Source organism: Streptomyces sp. NBC_00158, assembly GCF_045160885.1.
Taxonomy (GTDB): Bacteria; Actinomycetota; Actinomycetes; order Streptomycetales; family Streptomycetaceae; genus Streptomyces.
The window spans coordinates 897,470-911,709 of record NZ_CP108161.1; the positions used below are offsets into that span (position 1 = coordinate 897,470).

Genomic DNA, 14,240 nt, shown 5'->3' on the forward strand with positions numbered 1-14,240 from the left:
GGGGAAGGGACAGGGACGTCATGGACACCATGCGCGAGAGGTTCATCTCGGTCACGTCGCGGCTGCTCGACGAGGACCCCCGTCTGGCACTCGTGCTCGCCGAGATCTCCATGGACGGGTTCCGGCCCGCACAGGAGCGCCACCCGGACCGGGTGATCAACGTGGGCATCAGGGAGCAGCTGCTCGTCGGGGTGGGCGGCGGTCTGGCCCTCACCGGGCTGCGGCCCGTGCTGCACACCTTCGCCAGCTTCCTCGTCGAGCGGCCGTTCGAGCAGGTCAAGCTGGACTTCGGGCACCAGGGCACCGGCGGGGTGCTGGTCAGCGCCAGCGCCAGCTACGACTGGCCGGCCGGCGGGTTCACCCACATGGCGCCCGGCGACGTGGCGCTGCTCGACACCCTCGACGGCTGGACCGTCCACGTGCCCGGCCACCCCGACGAGGCCGAGGCGCTGCTGCGGCACGCCTACGCCGCCGGGGACGACCGGGTGTACGTCCGGCTCTCGCAGCAGTCGAACACCGTCCCGCGTCCCCTGGGCGACCTGCGCTTCCGGACCGTACGGGAGGGGCGCGCGGGTGTGGTGCTCGCGGTCGGGCCGCTGCTCGACAACGTCCTCGCGGCGACCGAGGGCCTCGACGTCACCGTCCTGTACGCGGCCACCGTGCGCCCCTTCGACGACGCGGCCCTGCGCGCGGCCGCCGGACGGGCCTCGGCGGACGTGGTGCTGGTGGAGCCGTACCTGGCCGGGACCTCGGCGGCGGCCGCCGGGCAGGCCCTCGTGGACGTGCCGCACCGGGTGCTGCCGCTGGGCGTCGGGCGCGCCGAGCTGCGCCGGTACGGCACGATCGACGAGCACACCGCCGCCCACGGCCTGGACGCGGGCTCCCTGCGCCGGCGGATCACCGGCTTCCTGCGTTGATCACCCCCGGTGGCGCGGCCGGGCGCGCAGCAGCTCGGCCAGTTCGGCGGCGAGCTCCTTGACCGTCGCCAGGCCCTGGGTCCCCCACCGCCTCGGCACCACGTCCACCGCGCACACGGTGCCGAGGACGAAGCCGCGCCGGTCGGTGAGGGGCGCGCCGAGATAGGAGCGCACCCCGCTCTCGTCGACGACCGCGTTGCCCGCGAAGCGCGCGAAGTCGCGTACGTCCTCCAGCACCAGGGCCCGCCGCCGCACCACCACGTGCGGGCAGTAGCCGTGGTCCCGGGGCAGCACCCGGGCCGGATAGCCGCTCGCGGCGGCGTCCGGGCCGTGGTGCAGCCCGGCGAAGAACTGCCGTTCCTCGCCGACGAAGTTGACGCCCGCGTACGGGGCCTCCAGGGTCCGGGCCACCCGGCGCGCGAACGCGTCGAGTTCCGCGTCCTCGCGTTCGCCGAGGTCCATCTCGCGCAGCCGCACGGCCCGCTCGGGTGCCTCCCGGTCCACCGGGGTGAGCAGCAGGTGGCCGGTCGATTCGTAGTAGGTCATGGCGGTTCCCCCGGATCCGAGTGTGGTGGGTGGCCCTGGCGGGCCGTGGACAGCAGGTGGTGGACGAGGGCGGCCAGCGTCCCCGTACCGGAGCGGGTCAGGCGTGCGTCGCACCGGACGACGGGCACGTCGGGGCCCAGGCCGACGGCGTCGCGGACCTCCTGGGAGGTGTAGCGGTGACCGCCGTCGAACTCGTTGACGGCGACGACGAAGCCGATCCCGCGCCGCTCGAAGAAGTCCACGGCGGGGAAGCAGTCCGCGAGCCGGCGGGTGTCGGCCAGGACGACCGCGCCGAGCGCTCCCGCGCACAGCTCCTCCCACAGGAACCAGAAGCGTTCCTGTCCGGGCGTGCCGAAGAGGTAGAGGACGTGCCGGTCGTCCAGGGTGAGGCGGCCGAAGTCGAGGGCGACCGTCGTCGCCGTCTTGCCCGTGACCCCGTCGAGCCGGTCGGAGGTCTCGCCGAGCCCGCTCAGGAGTTCCTCCGTGCACAGCGGCTCGATCTCGCTGACCGCGCCCACGAAGGTGGTCTTCCCCGCCCCGAAGCCGCCCGCGACCAGGATCTTCAAGGTCGCGGGAAGGGCCGGGGCGGCCGTCTCACAGCCGTCGGCGTAGGCCATCGAGCACCGCCCGCAGCAGGGACAGGTCGTCGGCGGCGAAGGAGCCGCCGCCGTTCGGGAAGCGGGGCGCCTGCGCCATGACGGCCCCGTACTCCATCAGGTCGGACAGCAGCACCTTCACCACGACGGCCGGGAGCCGCAGCTGCCCGGCCACCTCGGCGACCGTCACCGCGGCGGCGCCGGCGCAGGCGCGCAGGGCGAGGGTGTGTTCGGCCCCGAGCGGGATGCCGGGGCGGACGCCGGTCGCGGTCATCCGGGACAGCAGGTCGAGCGCGACGGCGGGACGGGTCCGGCCGCCGCAGGCCGTGTACGGACGCATGACCCGGCCGGCGGAGTCGTCCAGCCAGGGCGTGTCCCTGGGCGTGGGGAAACCGGCCGGCGGGAAACCCTGGACCCCCCTCGCCCAGGCCCTCATCGCTCCGCGTCGGCGACGGGCCGGCGCGGCGGGGCGGCGAGGTACGGCCGTACGCTCTTGACCAGCATCGCCATCTCGTAGCCGAGCACGCCGGCGTCGGCCTCCCGGTCCGCGAGGACCGCCAGGCAGGTGCCGGAGCCGGCCGCCGAGACGAAGACGAGCGCGGTGTCGAGCTCCACGACCACCTGCCGGACCTCGGCCCCGTCCGCGAAGCGGGCTCCGGCGCTGCGGCCGAGGGAGTACAGGCCGGAGGCGAGGGCGGCCATGTGGTCGGCGCTGTCGGAGTCCAGGCCGTGCACGCAGGTGACGAGTCCGTCGGCGGTGAGCAGGACCGCGCTGCGGGTGTACGGCACCCGTTGGACCAGACCGCTGAGCAGCCAGTCGAGATCGGAGAGGCTGCCTGTCTTCGTCGCCAGTTCGCCGGCCATGGGGGTGTGCTCCTTGCTGGGGTTCATGCCTGCTCGTCCGCCTGGGCGAGGCCGAAGCCCCGCTGGAAGGCCGCCATCAGGCCGGGGTCGTGCACGGGCTGTTCGGTCGCTTCGGCCCGCCGGGGGGCGGGGGCCTCGCGCAGCTGGGGCGCGAGGTGGGTCTGGGCTCGGCGCCGGGGCAGGGGCGGGCGTGTCCCTTCGGGGGCGGGGCTCTGCTGCGGGACGCGGCGCGGCTCGGCCGCCCATGGCTCCGCCGGAGCCGGCTGCGCGGATACCGGGCCCCGCGGCCAGGCCGGCTCCAGGCCCGGTGCGGGTGCGGGGTCCCAGACCTGTACGGATCCGCCGGCTCCCGGCAGCGCGGCGGGCCCGGCCGGCTCGGAGCCGGGGGACGGGGCCGGGGGCACGGGCAGGGCCGGGGTCAGGACGCCGTCCGGGCCCCCGCCCGGCGCGGGGTACGCGGCCGGGGCCGGCGTGCTGTCCGGCACGGTGTACGCGGCCGGGGCCGGTGTGCTGTCCGGCACGGTGTACGCGGCCGGGACGCCGTCCGGCGCCTGGTCGGGGGCCCGCCAGAAGCCCCAGGCCGCGCCCCCGGCCGGATCCCCCGCACCGGGCGCGGCGCCCGGACCCACCTCTCCGGGGACGGGACCGCTGACCGGTCCCTCCCCCGGACCGGAGGCCCGGACCGGAACCGCGTACGGGGCCTGCCCCGGGGCGGGACCGGTCAGCGGGGCCGGCCCCCGCACCTGACCGGCGGCGCGACCGGGGTCCGGGAACCCGGCACCGCCCGCGAGACGGCCCGGCCCCTGAGCCGGCTCCGCCGTGCGACCGGGGTCCGGGACCCTGAAGCCGACCACCCCGCCCGAGTCCGGGTCCGCTGCCCGGCCGCGGCCCGAGAGCCCGGAACCGGCCGGGCCCTGGGCCGCGTACGGGAGGGGTACCGTCACCCCGGCCCGGCCGGGGGCAGGGATCGCCAAGCCGTCGGCGCCGGGGTCCTCGTACGGCACCGGAGCCGTGAGCGGGTTCGCGGCCTGGCCTGGAGCCGGGAGCCCCGAACCTTCCGCACCCGGGGCCGGGTACGGCGCCGGGGCCGGGTCCGCGGCCTGGCCGGGGACGGGGGCCGCGAACCCGCCCGCGTCCGAGGCCGCGTACGGCGCCGGAACCGGGGCCGCCGCGTGGCCCGGGGTCGGGAGTCCTGGGCCGTCCGCGGCCGCGTACCGCGCCGGGGTCGGGCGGGGCGGGGGTTCCGGGAGGCTCGGGCGGGGTGGTGGGGGCAGGGGTTCGCGGGGGGCGGTGGGCGTTGGGGGTGTGGGGCGGGGCGGGTCCGGCCAGGAGACGGTGCCCCAGGAGGTGGCCCGCGAGCCGCCCGCCGCGTCGGCGGCGCCGGGGGCCTCCGCGCCCAGCAGGCCCTGGGGCAGTACCAGCACCGCCAGCACCCCGCCGTAGATGTTGGACTTCAGCTCGACCGCGATGCCGTGCCGCCGGGCCAGCGCCGAGACCACGAACAGCCCGATCCGCCCGTCGGCCAGCAGGTGCCGGACGCTCACCTGGTCGGGGTCGCCCAGCAGGGTGTTCATCCGGTGCTGCTCCTCCGCCGGCATGCCCAGCCCGCGGTCCTCCACCTCGACGGCGATCCCGGCGGTGACCCGTTCGGCCCGCACCACCACGTCCGTGTCGGGGGCGGAGAACACCGTGGCGTTCTCCACGAGTTCGGCCAGCAGGTGCACCACGTCGGCGACGGCGTGTCCCCGGACGGTGCCGCCCGCCGGGGGCACCACCTTGACCCGCGTGTACTGCTCGACCTCGGCCACCGAGGACCGCAGCACCTCGCTCAGGTCGATGGGCCGGGTCCACTGGCGCCGGGAGGCGGCCCCGCCCAGCACCGCGAGGTTCTCGGCGTGCCGGCGGATCCGGGTGGCGAGGTGGTCGACGTGGAAGAGCTCCTTCAGCAGGTCGGGGTCCTCGACGGTGTCCTCCAGCCCGTCGAGCAGCGAGATCTCGCGGTGCACGAGGGACTGGAGCCGGCGCGCGAGGTTGACGAAGACCTCTACCTTGCGGTCGCTGTCGCTCGGCGCGGGCGGCAGGGCCAGCCGTACGAGGGTGGTCTGCGCCTGCTCCCGGGCGCCCCGCAGCTCCTGCGCGAGCAGCCAGAACTCGTCCACTCCGGACTGGTCGCCCTCCGGCGGCGCGGCGGCGCGGTCCCCGCGGACGGGACGCGCCGCGCCCTCCCCGCGTTCGAGCCGCTCGGCGGCGGTGCGCAGCTCCTCGCGCCCGCGCACGCTGGAGCGGCGCAGCGCCTCGCAGCGGTCCCGGACGGCCTTGGCGGCGCGCTGGGCCCCGAGCAGGGCGGCCGCGAGCGCTCCGACGGCGAGCAGGGCGCAGCCGGCGAGGACCGGCCAGAGCCGGTCGTCGCGGGCCCCGGAGCCGCCGCCGAGGTGGAGGGTGAACATGACCGCGGCGGCGCCGCTGAGCCCGGCGGCGAGCGTGGGCAGTACGGCGGCGCGGACCAGCTGGGGGCGTATCTGCCGGCCCGGTCCCTTGACGGCGTGTCTCGACGGGGAGTGGCGGGCGGCGCGGAGTCCGGACATCTGCGTCCTCGGTACGTGGGGCCCGGCCCCCAGCGAGTCGCGGGGCCCGGTGTTGATCACCGGATACCCACGCTAGACCGCACGATCCCGCAGCCGTTGCCCAGTTGGGGACATTCACCGGGGTGCTTCCCGCTCCCGATGGAGCGCTCGTACGACAGCGCGAATGCGCCGGGAGCGCGTACTCCCGCACGGCCGGGGGCGTGCGCCGCCGGGCCCCGGCCGCGGGGTCACAGCTCCTTGTGCGGCCAGTCCAGGAACCGGGCGCCGATGACGGCGGTCTGCAGCATGTAGCGGTGCTCGGGGTCGGCGGGGTCGGCGCCGGTGAGCCGGTGGATGCGTTCGAGGCGGTAGGTGAGGGTGCGTACGCCGACGCTGAGCTGCCGGGCCGCCGCGGCCGCGTTGCAGCCGGCGCCGAAGTACACGGTGAGCGTGTCGAGGAGCGGGAGGGCGCCGCCGCGGGCGCCGCGGAGCGGGCCGAGGGTGTGGCGTACGAGGTCGGCCATGGCGTCGCGGTCGCGGGTCAGGACGGGGTAGACGAGGAGTTCGGCTGCGCGCAGTACGGGCCCGGTGAGGTCCATGCGTTCGGCGAGGTCGAGGACGCCCAGGGCCTCTTCGTAGGAGTGGACGACGCCGCCGGCGCCGCTGTGGGGGCGGCCGATGGCGACGCGGGTGCCGTCGGCGGCGGCGCGGGCCTGCTGGGCGAAGTACGTGAGCACTTCGCCTTCGTCGCCGGGGGCGATGCAGACGAGCCGGCCGTCCTTGGTGGTGAGCAGGATGCGGCGGTTGCCGAAGCGGGCGAACAGCGCCTGTTCCACGCGGCGCAGGAGGAAGCCGGACTCGTCGTCGGTGGCGCGGTGACCGGCGACGGCGACGGCGTGGGTGTGCGAGAAGCGCAGGCCGAAGCGCTCGGCGCGCTCGGCCAGCCGGCCGAGGTCGCTGCGCCCGTAGAGCAGGTCGTCGACGAACTCCCGGCGGGCGGAGTCCTCTTGGCGGACGGCCGAGTCCTGCGCGTGCTCGAAGCCCTCGGCGAAGGCGTCGATCGCCTGCTCGACGGCGGCGAGCAGGCGGTCGGCCGGGGCGTCGGGGCCGGGCCAGGCGGCACGGGTGGCGAGCAGGTGGCCGCCGACCAGGGCGCGCAGGCCGTGTCCGGCCTCGGCGGCCCGCGCACCGGACTCCTTGCGCGTCCGCAGTTCTTCGCGGGTCAGGACCCGTCCGGTTTCGGCCACGTCGGCGAGCATCCGCTCGTACCCGGCCAGGTATTCGGGGGATGTCCGCTGCTCCGCCACCCCGTTCTCCTCCGTTTTCCACTTCGTCAATGCGGCGTCAAGAGTACGTAAAGAACAGTGAAGTCCGCCAATTCGGCGGCGGCGGCCTCCGGGGGCGGGTCGAGTGACGTACTGCGGCAACGCGGGAACGGCGAGACTGCCGGAATCCGGCAGTGAAATGCGGCGTTCCGGCGGACCAGAATGTTCATGATCGTTTGCGGCTCCGGCCGCATGCCGTCGACGTCTGCCGACAACTTCGCTCTGGGAGGACGAACAGTGGATCCGACCGCGGGATTTGGGTTCGCCGCGGGACTCGTCGCGATGGGCGGCGTGGTCCATTACATGAAGAACCAGGTCGCGAGCGGGGCGATCCGGCGCAACTCCGCCGTGGGGATCCGCACGGGGGCGACCATGGCCTCGGACGGCGCCTGGCAGGCGGGTCACGCGGCCGCCGCCCCATTGCTGACCTGCGCGTTCCTTACCGCCTATGCCACGGCCGTGATCTCCCTGGCGCTGGCCCTGGCCCTGGCGCTGGCGGACTCCGGAAGTCCGGCGGCCGTCATCGTCCCGGCGGCCGGGACCATCGCGTTCCTGGCGCTCCTCGTGGCGGCGACGGTCAAGGCGAATGCGGCCGCACGCGCGGCCGGTGACCCGGACGGCCCGTTCGGCTCCCGCTGAACGGCACAGGGAAAAACACCACTCGTCCAAGGAGGACGGCATGAACGGCATGAACCCCATATCCAGAAAGACCGTTGCCGCGGTGGCGCTCGTCTCCGTCCTCATCGGGGGCGGCATCACGGCCCAGACCGCATTCGCGGACGGAGGCCACGGGACTTCCGCACCCGGAAAGGCGCGCCTGAAGGACGCGGCGAAGAAGACCACCGAATACGGCGACACGGATCTCCTGCGGCTGCTGCTCGCCGCACAGGGGCCGATCGCCGACGCGCACCCGGAGCTGAAGCGGATGCTCGGCTTCAACCCCGACAAGCCGCAGACCGACACCGAGGCGCTGGACCGGGTCATCGCGGGCTACCTCGCCGCACACCCCCGGTTCCACCAGGACACGGCGGCCGGCTTCCAGAGCGGCGATCCGGTGCGGGTCGACGCCGCCCTGCGCGACTTCTCGGTCTCCTTCAACAAGTGGCTCGGGGAGACCTCCCGGCCGGCGGGCGAGGGCGCGGCGCCGAGCGCCGTGGCCCAGGCGCGCGGCTGGTTCTGGATGGGCGCCTACGTGGCCGTCTACGTGAACGCCGTGGGCGCCGCCAACGCCGTCGCCTACACGAACGCGGGAGTCGCCACCAACGCCCTCGCGACGCTCGTGGTCGTCACCTGGTACCTGGAGGACGGCAGCCCGAACGGCTCGGACATCGAGCGGGACGCGTTCGTCGAAGCCCTGACCTCCGCCCTTTCGTGAGGGACGGCACGGCGGCCGCGGAGCGGGACGCCGCCGGCGGCGCCGGGACCCGGGTCCCGGCGCCGGTCCTGGCCGCCGCCGCGGGGGGCGCCCTCCTCGTCGGGGTCCTGCTGGCCGGGTCGGTCTTCTTCTCGCTCCCGAGCAACGTGCTCTCCACCCGCGACGGCGGTGCCCTGCGCGCGCTGTCGGCCAGGTTCCTGCCGCAGAGCTGGGCCTTCTTCACGAAGCCCCCGAGCGATCCCGAGTTCGTCCCGTACGTCGTCGCCGACGGCGGCCTCAGCCACGCTGCGCTGCTGCCGAACTCGCGCCCGGAGAACCTCTACGGGCTCACCCGCCGCCAGCGTGCGCAGGGCCCCGAGGTCGCGGGCATGGCGAACCAGGTGCGGACGTGGCGGAACTGCGACGAGATCGAGGGGGACTGCCCGGCCGTGGTCGCCGGGTCCCCGGAGCAGCCCGTCTCCGTCGAGAACTCCTCCCCGGTCCCGACCCTGTGCGGGCGGGTGGTCCTCGTGGAGACGAGGCCCGTTCCGTGGAAGTTCCGTGACAGGTACGAAGGGTGGCGCCTCGACAAGAGGGCCGCCGTGGTGGAGGCGAAGTGTTCGCACAGCGGCTGATCGCGGGGCTGGAGCGGTCCGTCCGCCGGTTCCCGGCCGAGTCCCGGGCCCTCGGGGCGGGCAGGTCGGTGATGGCCCTGGCCCAGGCGTCCGTCCTGGTCTTCACCCCGGCCTCGCACCTCTTCGTGCCGGTGGGCGGGGCGGAGACCGAGGTCGGCTGCGCGCCGCCGGTGCAGGCGGTGTCGCTGTACTGCCTGGCGGGCTCCGCGGACCGGCAGTCGGTCGGCCTGGTGGTGCTGGCCATGCTCCTGGTCGTCGCGAGCGGGATCCTGCCCCGCTTCACGACCGTGCTGCACTTCTGGGCGTCCCTCTCCCTCGGACAGTCGGTCTCGCTGCCCGACGGGGGCGACGCCGTCGCCCAGGTCGTCACCTTCTTCCTGGTCCTGGCCTGCGCCAACGACAGGAGGACGTGGCACTGGCAGCGGCCGGGCGGCGCGGGCGGCGGCGACCGGGCGGGATCTCCCTGGCAGGGTCTCGCGTGGGCGGGCTGGTGGGGGGTGCGGATCCAGGTCGCGTACATCTACCTCAACAGCGCGCTGGCGAAGCTGCCCGTCGATCCGTGGGCGGAGGGCAGTGCGACGTACTACGTCGCGCGGATGGAGAACTTCGGAGCTGCCGGCCTGTTCGCCGACCTGTTCCGGTGGGCCACCGGGATCACCCTGATCGCCCTCCTGTCCACCTGGGGGACGATCCTCGCGGAGACCCTGATCGCACTGTTCCTGCTGCGCCGGGGGTCCCGACAGGCGGTGGCGGCGGTGATCAGCGCGGCCCTGCACGTCCTGATCGTCCTGCAGATCGGGATCCTGTCCTTCGGGTTCATCATGGTCGGGGCGGTGCTGTGCGCGGCCTCCCGGGGCATCGACGCGTACGCCCCGAGACTGCGCGACCGCCTCCCGCGCCGCTTCCCGGGCGCCCCCGCGGCCCGCGTACCCGGCTAGCCGGGGCCCGGCCCGGGCGGGCGTCCCCGCCCGCCGGCCTACCGGGGCGGGACCGGCAGGTCGGCCCAGACCGTCTTCCCGTCCCGCCCGGGCAGGGTCCCCCAGCGCAGCGTGAGGCTGTCGATGATGAACATGCCGTGGCCCCCGACCGACTCCGGCCGGTGGCGGCGGGGGCGGGGCGGTTCGGGGCTGGGGTCGCAGACGGCGATCCGCAGCGCATCTCCGCGGTGGTCGAGGGTCAGCCGGAGGACGCCGCCGGCGTGCCGGGCCGCGTTCGACAGGAGTTCCGCAGCGACGAGGACGGCGTCCGTGTCGACTGCGGCCAGCCGCCAATCGGTCAGTCTCTGCCGTATCCAGGTGATCCAGACACCGAAGGCGGCCGCGTCCCCGGACCGTCCGGCGACGAGCTCGCAGTGGCGTGTTGCGGAGGGCGGAACCTCCATGACGACCAGTCCTCTCGGTGCCGTCGCCTTCCCTGACCCTGACCCTGCGCCTGCCCACGGCCCCCCGCCCCACACCCCGCCGGCCGTCACGGTCCCAGGGGCATGCGGGCCCTGATCGGGGGGCGCGCCGGACATGAGCACCGACAACCCGGATCCTGATCCTGATCCCCGATCGACCTTCCCGTGCCCGGTCGTCATCAGCGGAACGTTAGCGGTGCGTAAGCGGTGCGCCAGTGGGCCCGCACAAGCTGGTGCCCACGGCGGTAACCACCCTGACCATGCAGGCGCTGGGTGCGCAGCCCCCTGCTCGTACGAGGGGAGGCGACCGTCGCAGATGCAATCGAGGATTGGAGCCACCGCATATGGCTTTCGGGCACGAGCTGCGGGAACGACGGTTGGGGCAGGGAGTCTCCCTCACCGAGCTGTCGAAACTGACGCATTACAGCAAGGGGCATCTCAGCAAGATCGAGACCGGGGGCAAACGGGCTTCGGAGGACCTGGCCCGCCGGTGCGACGAGGCCCTGGAGGCATCCGGTGCGCTGCTCGCCGCGCACTGCTCCGTGAGCACCGCGCGAAGTGCGCGCACGGCCTTACAGCGACCCGCGCAACTTCCTTTGGACAGGGCCCATTTCATCGGGCGCCACGGGGAGATGACCGCGTTGGACAGGGCCTCGTCACGGCCGGACCACCCGTACCGCGCCATGCCCTTGGTCGTGATCGACGGGATGCCCGGCGTCGGGAAGACCGCCCTGGCCCTCAAATGGGCGCATCGGAACGCCGCCCTGTTCCCCGACGGTGTGCTCTTCCACCACCTGCGGGCGCACGGGCCGGCCGCGGCGCCCGCCGACCCGGCCGATGTGCTCGCCGCCAGTCTGCGCGCCGTGGGGATCGACGACCACGCCATACCGGCCGGCCTGTGGGACCGGGCCGCGCTGTACCGGACCGCGCTCACCGGGCGCCGGATGCTCATCGTCCTGGACGACGCGGCCACCGCCGACCAGGTCCGCGCGCTGCTTCCCGGCGCCCCCGGCTGCATGGTGCTCGTCACCAGCCGGGGCCGGCTGGCCGGGCTGGTGGCGCGGGACGGCGCAGCCCGGCTGTCCCTGGGGCCGCTCTCCCGCGAGGACGCCTCCGTGCTCCTGCACGGCGTCGCCGGCGCGGCGCTCCACGGTGCGCGCCCCGAGGCGGTTTCCGCCCTCTCCGACCGCTGTGGCCACCTGCCGCTGGCCTTGCGCATCGCCGCCGAAAACTTCTCGGCCGGCCCGCAGGACTCCCTGGAGGGGGTGGTCGGGGAGTTGTCGGACCCACGGGGCCGGCTGGACTTCCTCAGCTGCGCGGGCGACACGGCCGCCTCGGTGCGCGCGGTGTTCTCCTGGTCGTACCGGAGCCTGCCGCAGGACGCGGCACGCGCCTTCCGGCTGATCGGCGCGTCCGGGGCGGAGGACATCTCGCCGCAGGGCGCGGCCCGCGTCCTCGGAGTTACCGAGGACCTCGCCGTTCGCCTGGCGCAGCTCCTGTGCCAGGTCAACCTCCTGCAGCCGACGGCCTCCGGCGGCTACCGCTGCAACCCCCTGCTCGCCGCCTACGCGGCGGAACTGGCCGCGGCGTAGGCGTTCCGCAGGCGGTCAGCGCCCGACCAGGGCCAGCGCGCGGGTGATCGCCCCGTCCAGCTGATCGTCCGTCATGCTCTTGTCCCGGCGCTGCTCGGGCGTCTCGTGCTCCGCGCCGTACACCCAGTAGCTGGTCCGCTTCGCCCGGTCGACGAAGAGCAGCCGGTCCTTGGCGGCGGGCCCGCGGACCAGCAGGGAGGCCGTGCCGGCGTCGGCCTGGACGGCGTGCACGCTGTTGTGGTGCAGCACGTAGCTGGCGCCCTCGCCCTCCACCCGCTGGACGAGCGGCTCCAGGGCGTCGGAGTCGGCCCCCTCCAGCAACTGGTCGTCCCGGCCGTACAAGCGGTGCACGTAGCTGCCGCTCAGGATCTTCGTCGCGAACGTCCACCGGTGGTTGTGCGGGCGGTCGAAGTATCCCGGCCGGAACAGGTGGACGCGTATGCGGATGTTGGACTCCCGGTCGTCGTGGATCACGAGCTTGTCCATGAAGTCGTAGCTCTCGCACATGGGGCGCAGGTGCTGGTCGGTGCGCAGGGACCGCAGCATGCGCGGCAGCAGGTCCGGGTCTTCGTCGAAGGCGGCGAATGCCTCTGCGCTGAACTTGGCCACGGAGTCGACGTCGTTCCAGTCGGCCAGTGCGAGGTCGGCGAAGGTGGGGTGCATCAATGTGTCCTCATCTCTTCTGGGGGGATGCGCTTGCGGCGGCGTTCAGCGGGATCGGGAGTCCAGGAAGCCCTGGAGCGCGGGGTGGCCCAGGACCATGGCCCTGCCGCGGCGGAGGTTCGGCTCAAGGCCGGAGCCGTCCACCTGGTGGACGAGCCAGTCCCACTGTCCGGCCAGCCGCCGGAAGACCTCGACCGACTCCTGCTGCATCTGGAGGTACCCGGCCTCGCCGCTGTCCCCCGCCACTCGGTAGTCCTCCAGGACGCCGACCTGTCCGGACTGGGCCATCCGCCACTGGAAGGCCATGTCCAGCGGTCCGTCGACCAGCACGCCGACGTCGGGCTGGAAGACCCGGCTGCCGAAGATGTCCTCGGCCATGACCTGCATCCGGTCCAGGACCGCGGTCCAGCGGGGGTCGTCACCGACGATGCGGCGGCATACGAAGATCTTCTTGAGTACCTGCTTGAAGGGGAAGGTCTCCTGCAGCACGACCTCGCCCCGCTCCAGCGCGGGCTCGACCGCGTCCCCGGCGAGCAGAACGCCTCCGGCCAGACCCACCAGGGCGGAAGCCAGCGGGCCGGCGGGCCCGACGCCGTTCAGCTCCGTCTCCGCGAGGGTCGTCTCCCAGCCGCCGGAGACCCATTCCGCGTAGTCGCGGGGCAGGCTCAGCGGGCCCGAGGCCGTCCGGGCCCCGCCGACCAGCGTGCGGAACGCCTCGAGCCACAGTTCCTGGAGACCGTCCACGGGCCACGAGGTGTCCGCTTCCTCGATGACCCGGCGCCAGGACACGTGGCGCACCTTGACGCCTTCGGCCTCCAGGGATTCCGCTATGGAGTCCACCAGAGTGGACTTGCCGATCCCGTCGGCACCGAGGAACGAGACGAGAATGCCGCGCACGGGTGACTACCTTTCATTTGTACGAGTGGGGGGTGAGGACCGGGGCGGGGTCTCAGGACGCGAAGTCGATCGTCCCGGCCCGTCTGCCCCGTCTGAGCAGGGATTCGAACATCAGGTGGGCGGCGCCGAGCCATGCCAGCCCCACGAGCAGCCCCACGGCCGCCTCACCGGAGACCGTGGCGAGGTCCGCGCCGTCGGTGAGGGAACGCAGGGCCCCGAGGAAGTGGGTGAGCGGGATCGCCTGGGCGGTCCAGCCGACCCATTCGGGCCAGTAGCCGACCGGCACTTGGACCCCGCACACCGCCATCATCAGCAGGTAGCCGGCGTTGGAGACGACGTTGCGCACGCTGCCCGCGTTCAGTACGAGGGCGGCCAGGAACAGGCCGAGGAAATACGTACCGACCGCTGTGAGCACGACCAGGACGACGGCCACCGGCACCTGGGCGGCGCTCCAGCTCACTCCGAACGCCGGGCCGAGGACGAAGAGGGCCACCAGTGAGGTCCCGGTGCCGCTGATGGGCCACTGGAGGCTGCGGCCCAGGAAGACCCAGGTGGGTTTCGCCGGCGCCGCGGCCAGGAGCGGGAGCGTACCGGCGGCGCGCTCCCACGTGGAGGACGCCACGACCGTCAACGACTCGATCACGCAGGTCATCAGGGCGTTGCCGACGATCAGGTACCTGGCCTGGTCCGGGCCCCCGACCAGCCGTCCCAGGAGGACGAAGAAGGTGACCTGTGCCAGCATCCGGCCGAGCCAGCCGAAGGTCCAGGTCTTCCACGTGTAGACGGCCCGCATGTCGGCGAAGGCGTTCGCCGCGCTGTGCCTGACCACGCGCAGGGGGTGTACGGGCCGCATGGGCCGTACGGGCTGTACTGCTGGTGCGGACAAGG

General features: G+C 74.1%; 16 protein-coding genes and 1 pseudogene. 7 read left to right on the forward strand and 10 right to left on the reverse strand.

The features are described from left to right. The first annotated feature begins 20 nt into the window (after nt 1-20). A complete protein-coding gene (locus OG553_RS04050) occupies nt 21-917 on the forward strand; it encodes a transketolase family protein (protein ID WP_405977634.1) in 897 nt (298 codons plus the stop codon). Here the strand turns inward: OG553_RS04050 and OG553_RS04055 are convergent, their stop codons facing one another. The 6 genes from OG553_RS04055 to OG553_RS04080 form a co-directional block, all read right to left on the reverse strand. Further along, a complete protein-coding gene (locus OG553_RS04055; protein ID WP_405977635.1) occupies nt 918-1,463 on the reverse strand; it encodes a GAF domain-containing protein in 546 nt (181 codons plus the stop codon). Continuing rightward, nucleotides 1,460-2,080, reverse strand: a complete 621-nt coding sequence (locus OG553_RS04060; RefSeq protein WP_405977636.1) for a GTP-binding protein — start codon at nt 2,078-2,080, stop codon at nt 1,460-1,462. The genes OG553_RS04055 and OG553_RS04060 overlap by 4 nt, the downstream gene beginning before the upstream one ends. Continuing rightward, a complete protein-coding gene (locus OG553_RS04065; protein WP_405977637.1) occupies nt 2,058-2,399 on the reverse strand; it encodes a DUF742 domain-containing protein in 342 nt (113 codons plus the stop codon). The genes OG553_RS04060 and OG553_RS04065 overlap by 23 nt, the downstream gene beginning before the upstream one ends. A gap of 92 nt (nt 2,400-2,491) precedes the next feature. Then, the gene (locus OG553_RS04070; RefSeq protein ID WP_405982947.1) at nt 2,492-2,923 is read right to left on the reverse strand and encodes a roadblock/LC7 domain-containing protein; all 432 of its coding nucleotides are present in this window, start codon (nt 2,921-2,923) and stop codon (nt 2,492-2,494) included. A gap of 23 nt (nt 2,924-2,946) precedes the next feature. Then, nucleotides 2,947-5,508 (reverse strand): ATP-binding protein, encoded by a 2,562-nt coding sequence (locus OG553_RS04075; protein ID WP_405977638.1) that lies wholly within the window; start codon nt 5,506-5,508, stop codon nt 2,947-2,949. Nucleotides 5,509-5,735: 227 nt separating this feature from the next. Further along, nucleotides 5,736-6,746 (reverse strand): PucR family transcriptional regulator, encoded by a 1,011-nt coding sequence (locus OG553_RS04080; protein ID WP_405982948.1) that lies wholly within the window; start codon nt 6,744-6,746, stop codon nt 5,736-5,738. Between the two features lie 303 nt (nt 6,747-7,049). On the opposite strand from OG553_RS04080, the gene OG553_RS04085 reads away from it, so the two are divergent. The 4 genes from OG553_RS04085 to OG553_RS04100 are packed head-to-tail and all read left to right on the forward strand — an operon-like array spanning nt 7,050 to nt 9,739. Continuing rightward, complete coding sequence (locus OG553_RS04085) at nt 7,050-7,451, forward strand: SdpI family protein (RefSeq protein WP_405977639.1); 402 nt, start codon at nt 7,050-7,052, stop codon at nt 7,449-7,451. A gap of 40 nt (nt 7,452-7,491) precedes the next feature. After that, complete coding sequence (locus OG553_RS04090) at nt 7,492-8,187, forward strand: hypothetical protein (protein WP_405977640.1); 696 nt, start codon at nt 7,492-7,494, stop codon at nt 8,185-8,187. After that, nucleotides 8,184-8,801: an SdpA family antimicrobial peptide system protein gene (locus OG553_RS04095; protein ID WP_405977641.1), complete on the forward strand. Its 618-nt coding sequence runs from the start codon at nt 8,184-8,186 to the stop codon at nt 8,799-8,801. The genes OG553_RS04090 and OG553_RS04095 overlap by 4 nt, the downstream gene beginning before the upstream one ends. After that, a complete protein-coding gene (locus OG553_RS04100; RefSeq protein WP_405977642.1) occupies nt 8,783-9,739 on the forward strand; it encodes a sporulation-delaying protein SdpB family protein in 957 nt (318 codons plus the stop codon). The genes OG553_RS04095 and OG553_RS04100 overlap by 19 nt, the downstream gene beginning before the upstream one ends. 38 nt (nt 9,740-9,777) lie before the next feature. On the opposite strand, the gene OG553_RS04105 is transcribed toward OG553_RS04100, so the two are convergent. Further along, on the reverse strand, nt 9,778-10,182 hold the full coding sequence (locus OG553_RS04105; RefSeq protein ID WP_405977643.1) for an ATP-binding protein: 405 nt from the start codon (nt 10,180-10,182) through the stop codon (nt 9,778-9,780). Nucleotides 10,183-10,544: 362 nt separating this feature from the next. Here OG553_RS04105 and OG553_RS04110 point away from each other — a divergent pair. Both OG553_RS04110 and OG553_RS04115 read left to right on the forward strand, forming a co-directional pair. Then, nucleotides 10,545-10,718: pseudogene (locus OG553_RS04110) on the forward strand (helix-turn-helix domain-containing protein); the annotation flags it as partial. Between the two features lie 114 nt (nt 10,719-10,832). Further along, nucleotides 10,833-11,792 (forward strand): NB-ARC domain-containing protein, encoded by a 960-nt coding sequence (locus OG553_RS04115; protein ID WP_405982949.1) that lies wholly within the window; start codon nt 10,833-10,835, stop codon nt 11,790-11,792. Nucleotides 11,793-11,807: 15 nt separating this feature from the next. On the opposite strand, the gene OG553_RS04120 is transcribed toward OG553_RS04115, so the two are convergent. From OG553_RS04120 to OG553_RS04130, 3 genes are read right to left on the reverse strand one after another with little or no spacing between them, the layout of a single operon-like run. Then, nucleotides 11,808-12,455 (reverse strand): hypothetical protein, encoded by a 648-nt coding sequence (locus tag OG553_RS04120; RefSeq protein WP_405977644.1) that lies wholly within the window; start codon nt 12,453-12,455, stop codon nt 11,808-11,810. Nucleotides 12,456-12,500: 45 nt separating this feature from the next. Continuing rightward, complete coding sequence (locus OG553_RS04125; RefSeq protein WP_405977645.1) at nt 12,501-13,352, reverse strand: hypothetical protein; 852 nt, start codon at nt 13,350-13,352, stop codon at nt 12,501-12,503. A 52-nt stretch (nt 13,353-13,404) separates the two neighbouring features. Continuing rightward, the gene (locus tag OG553_RS04130) at nt 13,405-14,238 is read right to left on the reverse strand and encodes an ABC transporter permease (protein ID WP_405977646.1); all 834 of its coding nucleotides are present in this window, start codon (nt 14,236-14,238) and stop codon (nt 13,405-13,407) included. Nucleotides 14,239-14,240: the final 2 nt, after the last annotated feature.